General features: G+C 45.9%; 25 protein-coding genes and 1 pseudogene. All 26 read left to right on the top strand.

Translation table 11 applies throughout. From position 1 onward, the window contains the following. Positions 1 to 83: 83 nt before the first annotated feature. Complete coding sequence (locus NFR62_RS02105) at positions 84 to 548, top strand: ribosome maturation factor RimP (RefSeq protein ID WP_251613042.1); 465 nt, start codon at positions 84 to 86, stop codon at positions 546 to 548. Between the two features lie 19 nt (positions 549 to 567). Continuing rightward, the gene (gene nusA / locus NFR62_RS02100) at positions 568 to 1,719 is read left to right on the top strand and encodes a transcription termination factor NusA (protein WP_251613040.1); all 1,152 of its coding nucleotides are present in this window, start codon (positions 568 to 570) and stop codon (positions 1,717 to 1,719) included. Continuing rightward, positions 1,712 to 1,993 carry an RNase P modulator RnpM gene (rnpM, locus tag NFR62_RS02095; RefSeq protein ID WP_251613037.1) on the top strand — a complete coding sequence of 94 codons (282 nt, stop codon included), beginning with the start codon at positions 1,712 to 1,714 and terminating at the stop codon, positions 1,991 to 1,993. The genes nusA and rnpM overlap by 8 nt, the downstream gene beginning before the upstream one ends. After that, complete coding sequence (locus tag NFR62_RS02090) at positions 1,974 to 2,297, top strand: L7Ae/L30e/S12e/Gadd45 family ribosomal protein (RefSeq protein WP_251613035.1); 324 nt, start codon at positions 1,974 to 1,976, stop codon at positions 2,295 to 2,297. The genes rnpM and NFR62_RS02090 overlap by 20 nt, the downstream gene beginning before the upstream one ends. Next, positions 2,298 to 4,820 carry a translation initiation factor IF-2 gene (gene infB / locus NFR62_RS02085; RefSeq protein WP_251613032.1) on the top strand — a complete coding sequence of 841 codons (2,523 nt, stop codon included), beginning with the start codon at positions 2,298 to 2,300 and terminating at the stop codon, positions 4,818 to 4,820. 7 nt (positions 4,821 to 4,827) lie between these two features. Beyond that, on the top strand, positions 4,828 to 5,181 hold the full coding sequence (rbfA, locus tag NFR62_RS02080) for a 30S ribosome-binding factor RbfA (RefSeq protein WP_251613029.1): 354 nt from the start codon (positions 4,828 to 4,830) through the stop codon (positions 5,179 to 5,181). Next, positions 5,168 to 6,109, top strand: a complete 942-nt coding sequence (locus NFR62_RS02075) for a DHH family phosphoesterase (RefSeq protein ID WP_251613027.1) — start codon at positions 5,168 to 5,170, stop codon at positions 6,107 to 6,109. The genes rbfA and NFR62_RS02075 overlap by 14 nt, the downstream gene beginning before the upstream one ends. Before the next feature lie 5 nt (positions 6,110 to 6,114). Next, on the top strand, positions 6,115 to 6,960 hold the full coding sequence (gene truB, locus NFR62_RS02070; protein WP_251613495.1) for a tRNA pseudouridine(55) synthase TruB: 846 nt from the start codon (positions 6,115 to 6,117) through the stop codon (positions 6,958 to 6,960). A gap of 2 nt (positions 6,961 to 6,962) precedes the next feature. Further along, positions 6,963 to 7,853 (top strand): bifunctional riboflavin kinase/FAD synthetase, encoded by an 891-nt coding sequence (locus NFR62_RS02065; protein ID WP_251613024.1) that lies wholly within the window; start codon positions 6,963 to 6,965, stop codon positions 7,851 to 7,853. A 7-nt stretch (positions 7,854 to 7,860) separates the two neighbouring features. After that, the gene (locus tag NFR62_RS02060; RefSeq protein WP_251613021.1) at positions 7,861 to 8,715 is read left to right on the top strand and encodes a TIM barrel protein; all 855 of its coding nucleotides are present in this window, start codon (positions 7,861 to 7,863) and stop codon (positions 8,713 to 8,715) included. A gap of 78 nt (positions 8,716 to 8,793) precedes the next feature. Continuing rightward, a pseudogene (locus NFR62_RS10165) lies at positions 8,794 to 9,141 on the top strand (aminopeptidase P family N-terminal domain-containing protein); the annotation flags it as partial. Beyond that, a complete protein-coding gene (locus NFR62_RS02055; RefSeq protein ID WP_338049882.1) occupies positions 9,130 to 9,831 on the top strand; it encodes a M24 family metallopeptidase in 702 nt (233 codons plus the stop codon). The pseudogene NFR62_RS10165 and the gene NFR62_RS02055, both read left to right, overlap by 12 nt. A gap of 9 nt (positions 9,832 to 9,840) precedes the next feature. Continuing rightward, positions 9,841 to 10,401: an elongation factor P gene (gene efp, locus NFR62_RS02050; protein ID WP_251613015.1), complete on the top strand. Its 561-nt coding sequence runs from the start codon at positions 9,841 to 9,843 to the stop codon at positions 10,399 to 10,401. Between the two features lie 141 nt (positions 10,402 to 10,542). Beyond that, on the top strand, positions 10,543 to 11,466 hold the full coding sequence (locus NFR62_RS02045) for an ATPase, T2SS/T4P/T4SS family (RefSeq protein WP_251613012.1): 924 nt from the start codon (positions 10,543 to 10,545) through the stop codon (positions 11,464 to 11,466). Then, entirely contained in the window at positions 11,463 to 11,942 is a 480-nt protein-coding gene (locus NFR62_RS02040) for a stage III sporulation protein AB (protein ID WP_251613009.1), read from the top strand. Before NFR62_RS02045 ends, NFR62_RS02040 begins: the two co-directional genes overlap by 4 nt. 13 nt (positions 11,943 to 11,955) lie before the next feature. Next, positions 11,956 to 12,165, top strand: coding sequence for a stage III sporulation protein AC (gene spoIIIAC, locus NFR62_RS02035; RefSeq protein WP_251613006.1), 210 nt, complete (start codon positions 11,956 to 11,958; stop codon positions 12,163 to 12,165). Continuing rightward, complete coding sequence (gene spoIIIAD / locus NFR62_RS02030) at positions 12,156 to 12,542, top strand: stage III sporulation protein AD (protein WP_251612988.1); 387 nt, start codon at positions 12,156 to 12,158, stop codon at positions 12,540 to 12,542. Before spoIIIAC ends, spoIIIAD begins: the two co-directional genes overlap by 10 nt. Further along, positions 12,539 to 13,732 (top strand): stage III sporulation protein AE, encoded by a 1,194-nt coding sequence (locus tag NFR62_RS02025; RefSeq protein ID WP_251612973.1) that lies wholly within the window; start codon positions 12,539 to 12,541, stop codon positions 13,730 to 13,732. The genes spoIIIAD and NFR62_RS02025 overlap by 4 nt, the downstream gene beginning before the upstream one ends. Next, entirely contained in the window at positions 13,729 to 14,220 is a 492-nt protein-coding gene (locus tag NFR62_RS02020; protein WP_251612970.1) for a stage III sporulation protein AF, read from the top strand. Before NFR62_RS02025 ends, NFR62_RS02020 begins: the two co-directional genes overlap by 4 nt. Next, positions 14,210 to 14,719 (top strand): hypothetical protein, encoded by a 510-nt coding sequence (locus NFR62_RS02015; protein ID WP_251612968.1) that lies wholly within the window; start codon positions 14,210 to 14,212, stop codon positions 14,717 to 14,719. The genes NFR62_RS02020 and NFR62_RS02015 overlap by 11 nt, the downstream gene beginning before the upstream one ends. A 35-nt stretch (positions 14,720 to 14,754) precedes the next feature. Further along, positions 14,755 to 15,231, top strand: a complete 477-nt coding sequence (locus NFR62_RS02010) for a SpoIIIAH-like family protein (RefSeq protein WP_251612965.1) — start codon at positions 14,755 to 14,757, stop codon at positions 15,229 to 15,231. Between the two features lie 78 nt (positions 15,232 to 15,309). After that, positions 15,310 to 15,645, top strand: coding sequence for an Asp23/Gls24 family envelope stress response protein (locus NFR62_RS02005; protein ID WP_251612962.1), 336 nt, complete (start codon positions 15,310 to 15,312; stop codon positions 15,643 to 15,645). A 71-nt stretch (positions 15,646 to 15,716) separates the two neighbouring features. Beyond that, positions 15,717 to 16,151 carry a transcription antitermination factor NusB gene (nusB, locus tag NFR62_RS02000; protein WP_251612960.1) on the top strand — a complete coding sequence of 145 codons (435 nt, stop codon included), beginning with the start codon at positions 15,717 to 15,719 and terminating at the stop codon, positions 16,149 to 16,151. Then, the gene (gene folD, locus NFR62_RS01995; protein ID WP_251612946.1) at positions 16,132 to 16,977 is read left to right on the top strand and encodes a bifunctional methylenetetrahydrofolate dehydrogenase/methenyltetrahydrofolate cyclohydrolase FolD; all 846 of its coding nucleotides are present in this window, start codon (positions 16,132 to 16,134) and stop codon (positions 16,975 to 16,977) included. The genes nusB and folD overlap by 20 nt, the downstream gene beginning before the upstream one ends. Further along, a complete protein-coding gene (gene xseA / locus NFR62_RS01990) occupies positions 16,970 to 18,226 on the top strand; it encodes an exodeoxyribonuclease VII large subunit (protein ID WP_251612943.1) in 1,257 nt (418 codons plus the stop codon). The genes folD and xseA overlap by 8 nt, the downstream gene beginning before the upstream one ends. After that, positions 18,216 to 18,425, top strand: a complete 210-nt coding sequence (xseB, locus tag NFR62_RS01985) for an exodeoxyribonuclease VII small subunit (RefSeq protein WP_251612940.1) — start codon at positions 18,216 to 18,218, stop codon at positions 18,423 to 18,425. Before xseA ends, xseB begins: the two co-directional genes overlap by 11 nt.

Genomic DNA, 18,425 nt, shown 5'->3' with positions numbered 1-18,425 from the left:
TGTGCTAAAATATATGTAGCTTTAAATTTATGCTTTGAGAGTGGGCGGTTCGCCCGCTCTCAATTCATGTAAAGGACGGAAGTGTGGAAAACGCCGTAGCTGAAAAAACAAGACAGGCGCTAACGCCCGTTATCGAGCGACTCGGGTTCGAAGTCGTTGACGTTGAATACGTCAAAAAGTCGGACGGAATGAATTTAACGGTTTATATATATATTCCTCGCGGCGTTACTATAGACGATTGCGAAACGGTTCATAACGCCGTAAATCCCGTAATCGACGAACTCAACCCGACTGACGACAAGCCGTATATTTTCAATATTTCTTCGCCCGGACTTGACCGACCGTTTAAAACCCAACGCGATTTCGAGCGCAATTACGGCAAAGAAGTGGAAATTAAATTGTATGCGCCGTTGCGAGGAAAAAAGTTTTACGAAGGCGTGCTTGTTGAAAAAACGGAAAACACCGTAAAAATTTCAACTCCTTCGGGCGACGAAAACATAGAACTTACAAGAGTAGTATTCGTTCGTCCGTTGGTTAAATTCGAATAAAGTGGAGGACAAACATAAAATGATAAAGAAAGATTTTTTCGCGGCTCTCGACGAGCTCGAAAGAGAAAAAAGAATCAAAAAATCGGTGTTTATAGAAGCGCTCGAAACGGCGCTTGTAATCGCATATAAAAAACACACGGGAACGAGCAAGGCAATAACGGTTAAGCTTGTGCCCGAGCGCAATACCATAAAGATTATAGCTTTTCAAACGGTTGTTGAGCAGGTGGAAGACAAGGACACGCAAATAAGCCTTGAAGACGCCCGTTTAATCGACCGCAAGTATAAAATCGGCGATATTGTGAAAGAGGAAATTTCTCCGAGCGATTTCGGCAGAATTGCGGCTCAAACCGCAAAACAGGTTATAATGCAAAAGTTGCGCGAAGTGGAGGGCGAGCTTGCATACAGCGAACTCAGCCAGAAAGAGGACGAACTCGTAACGTGCGTGGTGCGTAGGCTGGAAGGCAAAAACGTTTACGTTGAAATTAACAAGTTGGAAGCGGTGCTCATGCCGCAAGACCAGGCGCCCAACGATAAATTTGCGGTAGGCGACAAAATCAAAGTTTACGTTAAAAAAATAAAAACCGGACCCAAAGGTCCGCAGATTATCGTTTCGCGCACCGTTTCGGGATTTGTGAAAAGATTGTTCGAAATCGAAGTGCCCGAAATTGCCGCAGGTCTCGTAACTATTAAGTCGATAGTGCGCGAAGCGGGCTACCGCACCAAAATGGCTGTTTACAGCGAAGATAAAGACATCGACGCCGTAGGCGCTTGCGTAGGAAATCGCGGTATGCGCGTAAACGCGATTGTTTCGGAACTCGGAGGCGAGAAAATCGATATAATACATTGGTGCCCCGATATTTTGGAATTTATCGCGCGCGCTCTCAGCCCCGCCAAAGTTGTTATGGTGCAGGTGAACGACGAGGAAAAAACCGCGAAAGCCGTTGTTATGGACGAAATGTTAAGCCTTGCAATAGGTAAAGACGGACAGAACGCGCGTCTTGCGGCACGTCTTACGGGTTGGAAGATAGACGTTAAACCGTATTCGTCGCTTATGAAAGAGGATTCCGACGAATCGGGCGAAGAGGAAGAAACCGTTGCGGCGGAACCTGCGGCGATGCCCGCCGACGCGGAAACGGATTTGTTCGACGAGGATTTGGGAGAACTTGAGTAATTCCGAAATTAAAAAGAACCCTCAAAGAATGTGCGTGTCGTGCAGGCAAATGTTCGACCGCCGCGAGCTTTTAAGAGTGGTGAAATCGCCCGACGGCGTTGTGTCGGTAGACGTAACGGGCAAAAAGAACGGACGCGGAGCATATATTTGCTCTAACCCCAAATGTATTGATAAATCCGCAAAAGGACTTCTTGGCAAACATTTGGGATGCGAAATTCCGCCGCAAATATACGAGGAGATACGTTCGGCTTACGGTGATAAGAAACAAAGTTGATTCGTTGCTCGGATTTGCGGTTAAATCCGGAAAAGCGATTTACGGCGCCGACACGTTGGAATCGTCTAAAAAACGTTATCACATAATATTTTTGTGTAATACCGCAACCGAGAACACAAAAAAGAAAGTACTTGCGGTTGCGGAAAAAAAGCGTGTGCCGGTAGTGCTATCCGACAATATGTTGGAAAACGCGGTAGGCAGAAAAAACTGTAAGGTGGTTGCCGTGCTCGATAAGCAAATGTCGGAAGCAATGTTATTGAGGCTCGGAGAGAACTACCGTTTAATCGGTTCGGAGGTAAAGTAATTGACAACAACAGGCAAAAGTGCGGAAACCGAAAAAGAAGAAAGCAAATTCGGCAATATAAAACGGCTTAACGCTTTGAAAACGCAAGGCGAGCTTTCGGCACTGCTCGGCAATATCAAAGATACGCGTCGTAAGCTCGACGGGCTTTTGAACGCCTTTAAAGAGCGCGAACGTTTAATCGAAAAGCAGAAGAAAGAGGAGCAACAGAAAAAAGCCGAAGCTGCCGCGCCCGTAAAACAGCCTTTGCCTCTTCCTCCCAAAGAAGAAGAGCCGCTTGCGCCGCCCAAAGCTGCGGAAGAGCCCGTTAAAGAAGAGAAAAAAGAAGTTAAGGTCGAAGAGCCCGCGCCTGCGGTTAAGCCTGCGGAGCCGGTAATTCGCACCCGTCAGTTCGATGCTACTCCGAGTTATATTCGCGGCGTAATGAAACCCGTGCCTCCTCGTCCGCCGCAGAGCATAGCGCGCCCTTCGGGACCTCGCGGAACTCAGCCGCCGCGCACAGGCGCTTCTCGCCCTCAAACGGGCGGAGCAAAACGTCCGCTTTTGCCGCGCGCGGATATGGCGCCGCCGCCTTCTATTACTAACGCCCGCAAGCCTTTCGACAACAAGAAGAAAGAGCACGCAAAACAAGGCGACGATAAAAAGGGCATGAATAAGCGCACCTTGATTCGCAAGGGATTTATTCAAGAAGATTTCGACGAAGAGCGCATGGGAACGCGCAAGCTGAAAAACCGCAAGCAAAAAGAACAGCATGTGTTTGTTCCTACCAAAATAGAAAAAGCGGTTATAACAACCGAAAACCTCACGGTTAAAATTCTAAGCGAAAAAATAGGAAAACCCGCCAACGAAATCATTAAGAAGCTCATGGAGCTCGACATAATGACTTCGATAAACGACGTAATCGATTTCCCCACAATGGAGCTCGTTGCCAACGAACTCGGCGTGGAGCTTGAACTTAAACTCGAACAAACCAAAGAAGAGCAACTCGAAGCCGTTCACGACGAAGTTGACAACGAACAAGACCTTGTTAAACGTCCGCCCATTATCACCGTTATGGGGCACGTTGACCACGGCAAAACGTCGCTTTTGGACGCTATCCGCAAAACGGCGGTCGCATCGGGCGAAGCCGGCGGCATAACTCAGCACATAGGCGCTTATTCGGTTGTTTGCAAAAACGAAAAAATTACGTTTTTGGATACGCCGGGACATGAGGCGTTCACCGAAATGCGCGCGCGCGGCGCCAAAGTTACCGATATGGCGATTTTGGTTGTTGCCGCCGACGACGGTATTATGCCTCAAACAATCGAAGCAATCAATCATGCGGCGGCCGCTAAGGTACCCGTGATAGTTGCAATCAACAAAATCGACAAACCGGGCGCGAATCCCGAAAAAGTGAAGCAGTCGCTTACCGAATACGGTCTTGTTGCCGACGAATGGGGCGGCGACACTATGATGGTACCCATTTCGGCTAAAACGGGAACGGGTATAGAAAAACTTCTCGAAACTGTTTTATTCTTAGCCGAATACAATAACTACCGCGCAAATCCCAACCGCAGCGCAAAAGCCGCGATTATCGAAGCGAAACTCGATAAGGGCAAAGGTCCTATTGCGAACGTTATTGTGCAAAACGGAACTTTAAGAGTAGGGGATTATATAGTTTCGGGGTGCGTCAGCGGCAGAGTTCGCGCGATGGCGGACGATAAAGGTCGCGCCGTTAAAGAAGCGGGTCCCAGCACACCCGTGTCTATTCTCGGATTTTCCGAAGTGCCTAACGCCGGCGAAAACATGTTTGTGGTTTCCGACGAAAAAATGGCTAGGCAAGTTGTTGCCGAACGTGTCGCAAAAATCAAAAACGAGCAAGCTAATCAGGGCACTAAGGTCACATGGGACGACATGCTCAATAAAATCAGCGAGAGCGAGAAAAAAGAACTCAACGTTATTATCAAGGCGGACGTTCAGGGCTCCGTCGAGGCAATACGCGGCTCGCTGTTGAAACTTGCGAACGAAGAAGTTAAGCTTACGGTTGTTCACGGCGGCGTCGGAACAATCAACCATTCCGACCTTATGCTTGCCGAAGTTTCGAAAGCGATTATTATCGGCTTTAACGTGCGTCCCGACAACGAGTCGAAAGCTATGGCGGAACGCAACGGCATAGATATAAGACTTTATCACGTTATATACGAATGTATCGACGATATAGAACGCGCCGTTCTCGGACTCGGCGAGCCCAAATACAACGAAATTATTTTGGGTAGGGCACAAGTTCGCAACGTGTTTAAGATTACGGGCGTAGGCGCAATAGCTGGCTCGTATGTGCTGTCGGGCAAAATTGTTCGCGGAAGCAAGGTTCGCGTCTACCGCGACGGCGAAGTTGTTTGCGAAGGAACGATTACCACGCTCAAACGCTTTAAAGAGGACGTTAAAGAGGTGGGCGTCGAGCACGAATGCGGTATAAATATAGACGCGTACACAGATATTCGCGAAAACGACGAAATCGAAGCATACAATTTGGAAGCGGTAAAATAATAAGAGTATGAGTTACAGAGCCGAAAGAATAAACAGCGAAATGCGCCGAACGCTTTCGCAGATAATAGCAAGACTTAAAGACCCGCGTATATCTTCTATGGTCAGCGTTTCGTCGGTAAACGTGGCGAAAGATTTGAAAACGGCGAAAGTCAGCGTTGAAATCTTCGGCGACGACGAGCATACCCGCGAAACGTTCGATACGCTTTGTCGTTGCGCGGGGTTTATACGAAAAGAGCTCGCTAAGGAGTTTCACGATTTGAGAACTATTCCGGAGCTTACTTTTCTAATTGACAACTCGTTGCAGTACAGCGCTCAAATCGATAAGATTTTAGAGGAAATCAAGAAGAATGACGGTAATTGACAGTATAAAAAACGCGCAAAGTGTTTTAATAATCGGTCATCAAAGGCCCGACGGCGATTGTATCGGCGCCGGGCTTGCTCTTAAAAGAGTGTGCGAAAACCATTTTAAACCGTGCGATTTTGTATTTGATTCGCCGGTGCCCGCTCATTTTTCTTTTTTGCCGCGCTACGACGCTTTAAATAAACAGGTTTGCAAAGAATACGAGCTTGTTATATGCGTGGACTGCGCCGACAATATGAGAACGGGCAAATACATAGGGTATGTACAAAAAGCCGCTCATTCTTACAATATAGACCACCATAAAACAAACAATCGTTTTGCCGAAACTAATATAGTTAAAGCCGAAGCGTGTAGCACATGCGAAGTTTTGTTCGATATTTTGGAGCCGCTCGGAGAAATCGACGACGCCGTTGCTTATTATCTGTTTGTGGGGCTTTCGACCGACACAGGGCACTTTATGCACAGCAACACCAACTCGCGCGTGTTCGAAATTGCGGCGGCTTTGAGCTCGCGCAAAATCGAACCGCACCGAATTGCTTCAAACATTTATAAAAACGCCACTTACGGGAAAGTGAAACTGATAGCTAAAGCTATTGAATCAATGCGCTTTTTTGCCGACGGGAAAATATGCGTAATCAGCATACGGCTTTCCGATTTGGAAGAATGCGGTTGCGTGCTTGCCGACACCGAAGGATTGATAGACTACGGAACAATGCTCGGCTCGGTTGAAGTGGCTGTGTGCATAACCGAACAAAACACTCCGCAATTTAAAGTGAGCTACCGTTCGAAAGGGCTTGACGTGGCTGCCGCAGCGGGCGTTTTCGGAGGAGGCGGGCACAAGCTTGCGGCAGGTTGCAGTGTAAGCGGACATTACGAGGACGTCGTGCGGAAAGTCGTTAAATCCGTTACCGACGGAATGCCGCTTTGAAAGGAGTGCTTAACCTATACAAGCCTAAGGGAATAACAAGCAGCGACGCGGTTGTTTCATGCAGAAAGATTTTAGGCACAAAGGCGATAGGTCATATGGGTACTCTCGACCCTGCGGGCGAGGGAGTTCTGTTGCTCGGCGTGGGCAAAGCGACTCGGTTATTCGATTATTATTTAAAAAAAGATAAGGAATACGAGGCGGAATTTTGTTTCGGTTATGCCACCGATACTTTGGACGGAGACGGCATTGTTATCGAAACAACAGACAATATACCAAAAAAAGAGGATATTATTGCCGTATTGTGTGAGTTTGAAGGAAAACAAATGCAAATTCCGCCGCAATACAGCGCCAAAAGCATAGGCGGCGTGCGCGCTTATAAACTTGCACGCAACGGCGGCATAGCCGATTTGCAGGCTTGCGAAGTTGAAATACACCGCGTAGAACTAATTAAACAAACTGCGGAAAACACGTATCTTATGCGAATATGTTGTTCGGCAGGCACTTATATTCGAAGCGTTTGCCGCGACATTGCAAAACGTTTAAATTCTTGCGCCACAATGATTTCAATTAAGCGAACGGTATGCGGGCGGTTTTCCGTTGAAAACGCCGTAAGCATGGAAACGCTTGAAAAGTTGAAAGAGGAAGCTCTAATTTCGGTAGATGAAGCGCTCGAAGAATTGCCTAAACTAAATCTTCCAGACGATTTGTATGTTCCGCTTTGCAACGGTATAAAAATAAAAGCTTTAAGCGAGGAAAACGTTAGTTACGCTCTTTACTGCAAAGGCGAATTATTCGGAATAGCCGAAAACGTTGGCGAAATTTTAAAAATCAAAACGTATTTGAGAGACTGACAATGAAAGTGTTTACTTTAAATACCGAATGCGATTTGCCCGTATGTTTGGCGCTCGGATTTTTTGATTGCGTGCACAGAGGGCACGCCGCTTTAATATCGAAAACGGTGGCTTTGGCAAAAGAAAAAAATGCGCTGTCGTGCGTTATGACGTTTTCCGACAATCCGTATCCCTTTCTTTCGAAAGGCGAAAAATTGATATTTACTTTTTCCGAGCGAACTAAGCTTTTCGAAAGCGCGGGCGTGCAAGCTGTGTTTGCCGTTCCGTTTTCAAAAGAACTCATGCAAACTCCCAAACAAGAGTTTTTAAATTTGATAACTTCTCGGTTGAACGTTAAAGGCGTAGTGTGCGGTTACGATTATAAATTCGGAACAGGTGCAGAAGGAGACACCGAATATTTGGCAAGTTTTTGCAACGGGCTCGGCATATCGTGCAATGTGGTGCCGCCGGTAATGTATAACGGCTTGCGCGTTTCAAGCACTTTAATAAAATCGAAATTGCTGTGCGGCGATATAGAACAAGCCGCCGCATTGCTCGGACACAGCTATTTTATAGAGGGCGAAGTTTGTCATGGCAGAGGGGTGGGCAGACTTTTCGATTTTCCCACCGCAAATGTAGATTACGGTTCGGACAAGCTTTTGCCGAAAGACGGCGTATACGCCACCGTAAGCTCGGTTGACGGAAAGAAGTATAAATCGGTTACTAACGTGGGAAATAAGCCTACGTTTAACGAATACGGCGCAACGGTGGAAACAATGCTATCGGAGTTCGGCGGCGACTTATACGGGAAGCTAATCCGCGTCGAGTTTGTGCGCCGTCTGCGCGATATAAAAAAATTCGCCACGCCGCAAGAACTTAAAAATCAGATATATTCGGACGCAAGTTGGAGGTGAAAATATTATGTTGAGAATAGGACCTTCCGGAAATTCGGATTCTTTTTATGCGTCGGGGCATAAGCATACATACGAGGAAGCCGCATGGCTTAGCTCTCTCGGGCTCACCGCTTTCGAATATTCTTTCGGGCGCGGAGTTAAAATAGGCGACGCAGCTGCGGCTAAAATAAAAGAAGAATTTGAAAAATATAATATCGAAATCAGCGCGCATGCGCCTTATTACACTAATTTTGCAAACCCGTCGCAATCCATGATTGAAAAATCGGTAGGCTATATTTTGGATTCGGTTGTAGCTGTTAAAAAAATGGGCGGCGTTCGCGTTGTGTTTCATCCCGCAAGTTGCGGAGAGGCGGCGCGTACCGACGCAGTGAGTCTTGCAAAAAAGAACATCGAATATCTTATGCAATGCGTGCACGCGGCTTTCGATGCCGAATTTACCGATTATATTATTTGCCCCGAAACTATGGGGAAAATGCGTCAAATAGGGCGGGTGGAAGAAATTATCGATTTTTGTAAAGTGGATTCAAGGTTGTATCCGTGTTATGATTTCGGGCATATAAATTCGTATTCGCAAGGCTCGCTTAAAACAAAAGACGATTATAAAAAGATTATAGAGCTAACGGCGAAAGAACTCGGCGACGAGAAAACAAAAAACATGCACATCCATTTTTCCAAAATACAATACGGAGCGAGCGGAGAAATTAAACACCTCACTTTTGCAGACAATGTATACGGACCGGACTACGAACCGCTTGCAAGCGTGATAGACGAATACCGTTTAACGCCGTATATTGTTTGCGAATCGGACGGAACAATGAGCGATGACGCGCTAATTATGAAAAACTTTCATAAAAACGATTGAACAATCGGTAGGTTATATGGTATAATATATCCGAGAGTTTCGAAATAAGCTTTCGACGCTCTACTTAAAACGGAGGAAACAATGTTCGATAACAGCATAGACGCCTATTTGGTGAACTCACCCGCAAACAGACGGTATTTTACGGGAATAGACACGTCGGCGGGCGCGGTTTTACTGACGGCAACCGAAAAACTGTTTTTCACCGATTTCAGGTACGAAAATTACGCACGCAATACGTTGCGCGATTTCAACGTAATAATAGTTAAGCCGTCGGAATTTTACGACACTTTGGTGCGCGAACTTAAACGGCTTGACGCTCGCACAGTAGGCTACGAAGAGCTTTTCGTTACCGTAAACGATTACAGGCAAATGGAAACCGCTCTTTCCGATTTTAAACTCGAACCTGCGAGTAAAATTCTTGCCGATAAGCGAATCGTTAAAACGCAGGATGAAATCGACAAAATCGAGAATTCTCAGCGCATTGCCGAAAAAGCGCTTGCAAAAATTATTCCCATGATTAAACCGGGAGTAACCGAAAGGGAAGTTTCGGCGGAACTCATGTTTGAAATGATTAGGTCGGGCGCGGATTCGCTCGCGTTCGATAATATAGTGTCTTTCGGCGAGAACTCGGCTAATCCTCATCATCATCCGTCTGATAAAAAGCTTGAAAAAAACGAATTGATTTTAATTGATTTCGGCGCGAGAGCTAACGGCTATTGCTCCGACATGACGCGCACTTTCACGCTCGGCAGCCCTAACGACGAATTAAAAGCGATTCACGGAATAGTTTTGGAAGCCCAATCTTACGCTTTAAAACATATAAAAGCCGGTATGACGGGTATGGAGGCTGATTCGCTTGCCCGCGAATACATACGGGCGAACGGATACGGCAAAGAATTCGGGCATTCGCTCGGGCACGGCGTGGGTATAGAAATCCACGAAAGCCCCAACCTTTCGGAAAAGAGCGAAATTGTGCTTTCGCCCGGAATGGTTGTAACCGTAGAGCCGGGTATATATATCAACGGGCTCGGCGGCGTTCGTATAGAAGATTTGGTTGTCGTTAGAGAAGACGACGTCCTTAACTTAACAAACTTTAATAAGAATTTATATTTATAGGAGGAACTAATGGTTTCAGCAGGTGATTTCAGAAAAGGCGTAACGGTGGAAATAGACGGAAAAGTATACGTTATCGTAGATTTTCAGCATGTTAAACCGGGCAAGGGCGCGGCTTTCGTTCGCGCAAAAATCAAAAACGTGGTAACGGGACAAGTTTTGGAACAAACTTTTAACCCGTCGGACAAGTACGAAAACGCGCATATCGAGCGCAAAGAAATGCAATATTCTTATAATGCGGACGGTTTGTATTATTTCATGGATATGGAAACTTACGACATGCTTCCGCTTAACTATGAGATTGTTGCCGACGCTCTCAGATTCGTTAAAGAAGAAATGTGCGTAACGGTTCAGTCGTATAAAGGAGCTCCGTTCTCGGTAGAGCCGCCCAATTTTGTGGAACTCGAAATAGCCGAAACCGAACCCGGTATTCAAGGCGACACCTCGAAAGCGGGCAATAAACCCGCAAAGCTTGAAACGGGCTACAATATTCAGGTTCCTCTTTTCATCAATCAAGGTGAAAAAATCCGTGTTGACACCCGCACGGGAACATACATGGAGCGCGTGAAATAGCGTTTTAATAATTTTAATTTAATATCAAAACTTTTTAACGGTTGCGCGGCATTTTTGCGCGACCGTTTTTTATATTGCGGCAAATTTAAGGTTATACCTAAGAAAGTTTTAGAATACATTATACGGATGGTGCCGTATGTATTGGAAAAAATATTACCTGTTTCAGTGCTGTCCGCGCTTCGCAATTTGCGTTCGGACAAGCTTTGCGAGTTGCGCTTGCGTAGCGGCGGCGCAGTTTCGGTAAGTTACTGCGGGCGATATTCGTATTTAACAAGCGGCGGCATTGCGGACAAGCCCGAAGGGGCTTTAAAACTTACGGAAGACGACTTAAAACAAATAATGCTTAGAGCATGCGACAAATCGCTGTACGCCGTAAACGACAGAATATGCAAAGGCTATCTTACGCTCGACGGCGGAGTAAGAATAGGAGTGGCTGGCGAAACAGTGTTCGAGGGCGGCGCCATTAAAACCGTGAAAAATTTTACCGCTTTGAATATTCGCATTCCTCACGAAGTTATAGGGTGCGCGAATAAAGTGGAGCCGTATCTGTTTAACGGTACTCGCTACAAAAGCACCTTAATAGTTTCTCCTCCCGGCGCGGGTAAAACCACTATGCTCCGCGACCTTGCGAGAATCGCCGCTTCTCGCGTTGAGCACAACAACGTTTTAATTGCCGACGAAAGGGAAGAAATCGCGGCGGTATCAAACGGAAAACCGTCGTTAAACGTGGGGTTCAATTCCGACGTAATATCAGGTTGCACCAAAGAATACGCCTTTATGCACGGCATACGCGCCCTCAAACCGGATATTATAGTTACCGACGAATTATGCGGTAAAGACGACGCCGACGCCGTTGAAAACGCCGTAGCGAGCGGAGTTTGCGTATTTGCGTCGGTGCACGCAGATTGTTGCGCCCGACTTGCGGAAAAGAGAGGTTTCGAACGACTGTTGAAAAACAAGTCTTTCGAACGGTTCGTAGAACTGTCGGAAAGAAGCGGCGCGGGAACTTTGGAAGGAATTTTCAATCAAGATTTCAGTCCTATAAGGCGGGGAGAGCCGCAATGATTACAAAGCTTACTATAGTGTGTCTTTGCATGACGGCTTCGACTATGGTCGGACTTTGGAACACAAAACGTAAAAAAAGCAAAGTTTTATATTTTGACTCGTGCGTAAAGCTCACCGAAAAATTGATTGCCGACATCTCGTTCCGTCATGAAAATTTGTTCGCTATTTTAAACGAATACGCGCAAACGGACAAAACGGAGCTTAGTAGACAAATAGCGAAATTCGGCGCCGCGCCGTACGACAGATTCGAGCCTGACGGCAAATTACTCAAAGCGGAAGAAAAAAGGCTTGTATCCGATTTTTTTACTTCGCTCGGTAGTTCTGACGCCGAAACGCAACTGTACGAGCTTGAAAATTACAACAAAAGATTTTACGAGCGTTATTCGGAAGAGAACGAAAAGTTCAAAAGAACGGGGAACGTGGGGCTTAAGCTCAGCGTTCTTTTGGGGTTGGCAATAGGCATACTTATTTTGTGAGGTAGGTGCGGATTTGGATATAAACATAATTTTCAAAATAGCCGCAGTGGGAATCATAACGGCAATAGTCGGGCAAGTGCTTAAAAAAGCCGACAAAGACGAAATAGCCACAATAACGACGCTTGCGGGGCTTGTAATAGTTTTGTTCATGGTTGTTGACCTAATAGCGGGGCTTTTCGACACGCTCAGAACAATGTTCGGACTGTATCGCCTATGGATATAGTTAAAATTTCCGCTATGGGAATTGTCACCGCGTTTTGCGTAGTGCTGTTGCGCGAGCAAAAAAGCGAGGTCGCCATGCTTGTGGGAATAGCGGGCGGTTGCATAATTTTGCTTTCCGTTATAGACTATTTCACTCAAGTTTTTTCCACGCTTTCGTCTATTGCCGAAAAAACGGGTATTCCCACGAGCATTTATAAAACCGTAATGAAAATAATTTCAATAGGCTATATTGCCGATTTTTCGGCGGGAATTGTGGAAGACAGCGGACAAAAGGCTTTGGCTGAAAAAATAATTTTAGGCGGAAAGCTTATAATTATGGTGCTTGCTCTGCCCATTATAACAATGCTTTTCGACACCATAGCGGGAGTGCTCGCATGAAAAGAAAGTTTGCCGCAATTATAGCCGTGCTTTTTTTGTATCTTTCTATGGCGTCGTTTACATACGCGGAACCCGTTCGCGCCGACAATTCCGAAGCCGAAAAAGAACTTGCCGACAACGTGAACGATATAGTTGACAATCTCGATTTGGCGGAGCTTGAAGCGTATCTTGCCACACTTTCCGAAAGTCAGCGTGCGGTTATAGGAACAAGCGGACTAAAAGACAGAATCAAAGCCGTTATTTCGGGAAATCTTTCCGACGATTACGGTTCTTTTCTGTCGTATATCGCAAGCGTACTCGGCGTAAACATAGTAAACTATTTGCCTATAATAGTTTCGGTTATAACTATTGCGGTGGCGTATAGTCTAATGAGTTCTTTGAGAGGCAAATTCGCTTCCGATTCTGTGCAAAACATAGTTTATTTCGCCTGCGTGGCGCTATTGATAGTTGTGTTGTTTACTCAGATTTTTTCGCTAATTGCGGCTGTGCGAAAAACCGTGACCGAACTCAGAAACCAAATGAGGATTACATTTCCTATATTGCTTACTTTAATGACGGCGGTGGGAGCGGGTTCGTCGGTAGCCGTATATAAGCCGGGAGTGGCTATTTTAATAGGAGGAATCGCCGAACTTATAACGGTGTTTATTATTCCGGCGTTCATAGTGTCTATCGTTATGACAGCCGTCGGAAATTTATCTGACGGAGTGAAACTCGGCAAGCTTTCGGGATTCTTTTCAAACGTTTCCAAATGGTTGCTCGGAACGGCTTTTTTCGTTTTTACGGCGTTTATGGCTGTGCAGGGCATTACCGCGTCGGTCTACGACGGCGTTTCTGTTCGAACGGCAAAATTCGCAATAAGCAAATACGTTCCCGTTATAGGCGGATACCTTTCCGACGGGCTTAATCTCGTTATATCGGGGAGCGTTCTCGTGAAAAACGCGGTAGGCACAACGGCTATAGTTTTGCTCTTTTTGTCTGTTATTCCCACAGTTGTGCAAATTCTTATGCTTGTGCTTAGTTTGCATTTTGCGGGCGCGGTAATAGAACCGCTCGGCGACAGCAGAATGAGTTCGCTTGTGTCGGCGCTTGCTAAAAATCTTACTCTTTTAGTGTCGGTAGTGCTTGCAATCGCGTTTTTGTATTTCATATTTTTGTTGCTTATAATTTGCACGGGGAATCTTGCGTTATGAAAGCGTTGGGCGGATGGGTGCTGAGCATACTCGGAATAGTGGTAATAGGCGCGGTTATAGACCTTGTTTTGCCGTCGGGCAGAATGAACAAGTATATAAAATCCGTGTTCGCGGCGGTAACGGTTTTAATCGTTATACTTCCTTTGCCGTCGCTCGTTAAAAACGGTTGTTCGCCCGACGGTTTTCTTTTGGGTGAAAACGTTCAACTGCAAGATAAGTACATAAGCTATACCGAAGAACTCAAAAAAAAGTCGCTTATCGGAGGGCTGAAATCCGCGCTTGAAAGCGACGGAATAAAGCTCGGGGATATAGAGATAGACGGCGATTTTTCGGCCGCCGCGCCGGAGATAAAATCGGTGCGAATAAATTTGAGCCAAGTTGTCATTGTCGGACAATCCGAGCATATAAATAAGTATGAGCTACTCCGAAATAAGGTTTCCTTGTATTTGGCTGTCGATAAGGACGTGATTGCGATTTATGAAAACTGAATCGAAAATTAAACAATTTATTGCGTCGCTTAAAACAAAAAAGCACTTGGAAATTATTATCGCGGTTATTGCGGTTGCGGTTATGCTCGTAATTTACTTTTCGGCAAGAGCGAACGACGCGAAAACGTCGAATAGCGACGCCCCGACGGTTTCCGCAGACTATTGCGGCAAAACCGAACGCGAACTTGTGTCGGCGCTCGAAGCAATGAAAGGGGTGGGCAAGGTCAAAGTTGTGGTAAATTGGGAGAGTAGCGTGGAAAAAATCATAGCCTACGCAACCTCCAACTCGGGTAACAACGTAACCACTACGCCGACTGTTATTCAGATACAGGGAGCAAGTTCTCCCATTATTCTGAAAGAGGTTTACCCCAAAGCGCTCGGCGTAATTATAATCTGTCAAGGAGGAAACAATATTGCGGTTAAATTGGATATTATGAATGCGGTTTCCGTTTTGCTGGATATTCCGCAAAACAAAATTAACGTGTATGCCATGAAGTAATCAACGAATAAAAATCAAAATTGGAGGAACAATTTATGTTAAGCAAAAAGAAAAAGATTTTCATACTTGCCGGTATGGTGGCTCTTTTGGTTGTTACGGGCTGCTTGAATATATTCCTGAACAACAGAGCAACTAAGGCGAGCGCGTCCGATAGCGTAAGCTACGGTAACTTTTTCACCACTTACCGCACCGACCGCCAGACCACGCGCGACCAAACCATAATGTATCTCGACGCAATTATAAACAACGAGGCATCCACCGCCGAAGCCGTAGCCGACGCCGAATCGCAGAAGCTTACGCTTACAAAAAATATGGACCTCGAACTTGTGCTCGAAGGACTTATAAAAGCTCTCGGATTCGAGGACGCAATCGTCACGGCGTCTACCGAAAATATTAACATAATCATAAAATCCGACGAGCTTACCGAAAACGAAGTGGCTCAGGTGCTCGACATTATAGTTTCCGAAACCGACAAAACCGCGCTCGATGTGAGAATTATTCCCGTAGAATAAATTTAGTGCGTCTAATTGATTGAACTTTTCGGCTTGCTGTGTTATACTAATACATAAGAATAAAAACAGGAGTGCCGTATGCCTCTCAAAAGCCGCTACAATGCTAATTTTACGGGCGACGTAACTTATGGTCGTAATTTAATATCGTCCATAATTGTGCTTGCAGTGCGTGAAATTAAAGGCGTTGCATCGTTGCAGGGAAAAGGCATACGCACAGAAATGTTCGGCAACACCGTAAACGTGGACGTTTTCATTAACGTGGAATTCGGTGTAAGTTGCTCCGACGTTGCGTTCCGAGTTCAGGAAAATATAAAGCGCAGCGTGGAGACAATGAGCAAATACAAAGTGGGCGTTGTTAACGTAAATATTCTCGGTCTTACGATGCCCGACGGTAACGCTCAGTCGCCGATGTAAATTTTGCCAAAAGCGTTAACTATAGGCTTTAAGCGATTAAGGCCTATAGTTTTATTTTTTCAAGAGGGCGTATGAGTAGAAAATCATCAAGAGAAAACGCGTTCAGACTTGTGTACGAGTATATAGAAACAGGCGAACGCAACGATTTTACAAAAGAATTGCTTTGCGCGAAAGACGAACCGTCGGACGCGGTTTTTACCGAAGAATTATACGGCGCCGTTATCGAAAATTACGATTTTTTGAAAAGCGTAATAGAAAGATACAGCAAAGATTTTTCGTTCGAACGCATATATAGAACCGATTTGGCGGCTCTTATGATTTCGGTTTGCGAGCTTTTGCTGAGAGTGGACGTACCCGAAAAAGTGTCGGTGAACGAAGCCGTAGAGTTGAGCAAAACGTATTCTACTGAAAAGAGCGCCTCGTTTGTAAACGGAGTTTTGGCGTCGGTTATCGCTAATAAAGAAGAACTTAAAAAGGAGCTTGAACATGACGGCGAAGATAATTGACGGAAAAGCAATAGCCGCGCAAGTTAGAATGCGCGTAAAAGAACGGGCGCGCGAATTATTTGAGCGGAGCGGCAAAAAAACGCGTCTTGCCGTAGTTATGGCAGGAGATAATCCCGCAAGCGAAATTTATGTGCGCAACAAAATAAAAGCGTGCGAAGAAGCGGGCATAGAGTCGCAATCTTTTCGCTTGTCTGCCGACGCTTCCGAGCAAAAAATAATCGAACTTGTGGACAAGCTCGATTCCGATAATTTGACGCACGGAATTTTGGTACAGCTTCCGCTTCCGACAGGAATAAACGAGCGACGCGTGCTCGAAAGAATATCCCCGCGAAAAGACGTGGACGGTTTTCATGCCGTAAACGCGGGAAATCTTATGCTCGGAAACGATTGTCTTGCGGCATGCACGCCGCAAGGTTGCATAGAGCTTATACGCTCTACGGGAATAAATATAGAAGGAAAGAACGCGGTTGTGGTGGGCAGAAGCAATATAGTAGGCAAGCCTATGGCAATGCTTTTATTGCAAAATAACGCCACAGTTACAATAGCTCATTCAAAAACGGAAAATCTTGCAAGCATAACTTCACGCGCCGATATTTTGGTGGCGGCGGTTGGCAAAAAAGAGTTTATAACAGGCGATATGATTAAACCGGGAGCGGTGGTTATAGACGTTGGAATGAACCGCCATGACGGCAAGCTTTACGGCGACGTAAAATTCGACGAAGCCTCTCGCGTAGCGGCTTTCATAACTCCTGTGCCCGGCGGCGTGGGACCTATGACAATAGCAATGCTTTTGGAAAACACCGTGACGGCGGCGGAAAATGCGTGAGCGAACACTCACGGTTTCGCAGCTCAACGAATATGTTAAAGGCGTTTTCGAAGACGAGCTCGTACTGCATAATTTGAATGTTGAAGGCGAGGTTTACGAATTTAAGGCTACCCCTACGGCCACGTTCGTAACTTTGCGAGAGGGCGACGGAATACTGAATTGCGTTTGCTTTGAAGCGATTGAAAAATTAGAGCTCGGCGAAAAGGTTTCGTTATTCGGCAACGTTACATTTCACGGCCGCACGGGGCGAATTTCGTTCGCTTTCAAAACCGTTAAAAAAATAGGCGTAGGCAACATATTAGCCGAATTTAACGCTCTGAAAGAAAAACTCGCCGCAGAAGGGCTGTTCGAAAACAAATTGCCGATAACCGCGCCCGTTACAAACGTAGCGATAGTAACAAGCGAAACCGGAGCGGTAATTCACGACTTTGTTAAAACGCTTTATCGTAAAAATAAGTTTACGGCGCTTACCGTGTTTTCTTCGCTGGTGCAAGGTAAACTCGCGGCAGCCGACATAGTTAGAAAATTGCAAGAAGCCGATACGAAAAAATTCGATACGATTGTGATTGCTCGCGGAGGCGGAAGCGGCGACGATTTGAGCGTGTTTAACGATGAAAGCGTCGTGAGGGCTGTGTCCGCTTGCCGAACTCCCGTAATATCGGCGGTAGGGCATGAAACAGATTTCACGTTATGCGATTTTGCCGCATCTCTGCGGGCGGGAACTCCGAGCATGGCGGGCGAATATATCAGTCGCAAGAACGAAGAATTTCTCGAAAGATTCGGCGCGGCGGTTATGCGGTTAAAACACGGAATAGAAAAAGCTGTGTCACGCAAAACTAACGGAGTTTATCGCGCGTCGGCGGAGCTGTCTTACAAAAGCAAAGTGCGTCTTGAACAAATGCGGACGGCTGTGTTCGGATTAGGCGCAAAAATGAAAGATAGCGTTACCACGCGCTTTGAAAATGCCGGCGATTTCGTGCGATCGCGTTCCGAAACGCTTTCCGAAACGGCGTTGCAGAATTATAACGAAGCCTCCGAACGTATGCGTCTTTTGTCGGCAAAACTTGACACGAACAACCCTTTGCGAATTCTATCTATGGGATATGCTAAGCTTTACCGAACGGACGGTAAGAACGCGACGCTCGACAATATTAAAGTAGGCGACGAATTTAAAGCGGTGCTTGCGAACGGAAAGCTTACGGCAAGAGTTACTAAAATTCAGACGGGAGAAGGGAACAATGAAGCTTGAAGAAACTTTGAAAGAACTCGAAGAAACGGCGAACAAGCTCGATTCGAAAGAACTTTCGCTTGACGAAGCTATAGCTTTGTTCGAAAGCGGAGTAAAACTTATTAAGTCATGTATGGGTATGCTTAACGAGAGTAAGGGAAAAATAGACGGTATAATAAGCGATTTGGATAATCTGCTAAAAAACGGCGAAGGAGAGTAA

Source organism: Pumilibacter muris (genome assembly GCF_943193045.1).
GTDB classification, from domain to species: Bacteria; Bacillota; Clostridia; order Christensenellales; family Pumilibacteraceae; genus Pumilibacter; species Pumilibacter muris.
Note: the sequence above shows the minus strand (reverse complement) of the source record. Positions and strands in the feature narration are given on the sequence as shown.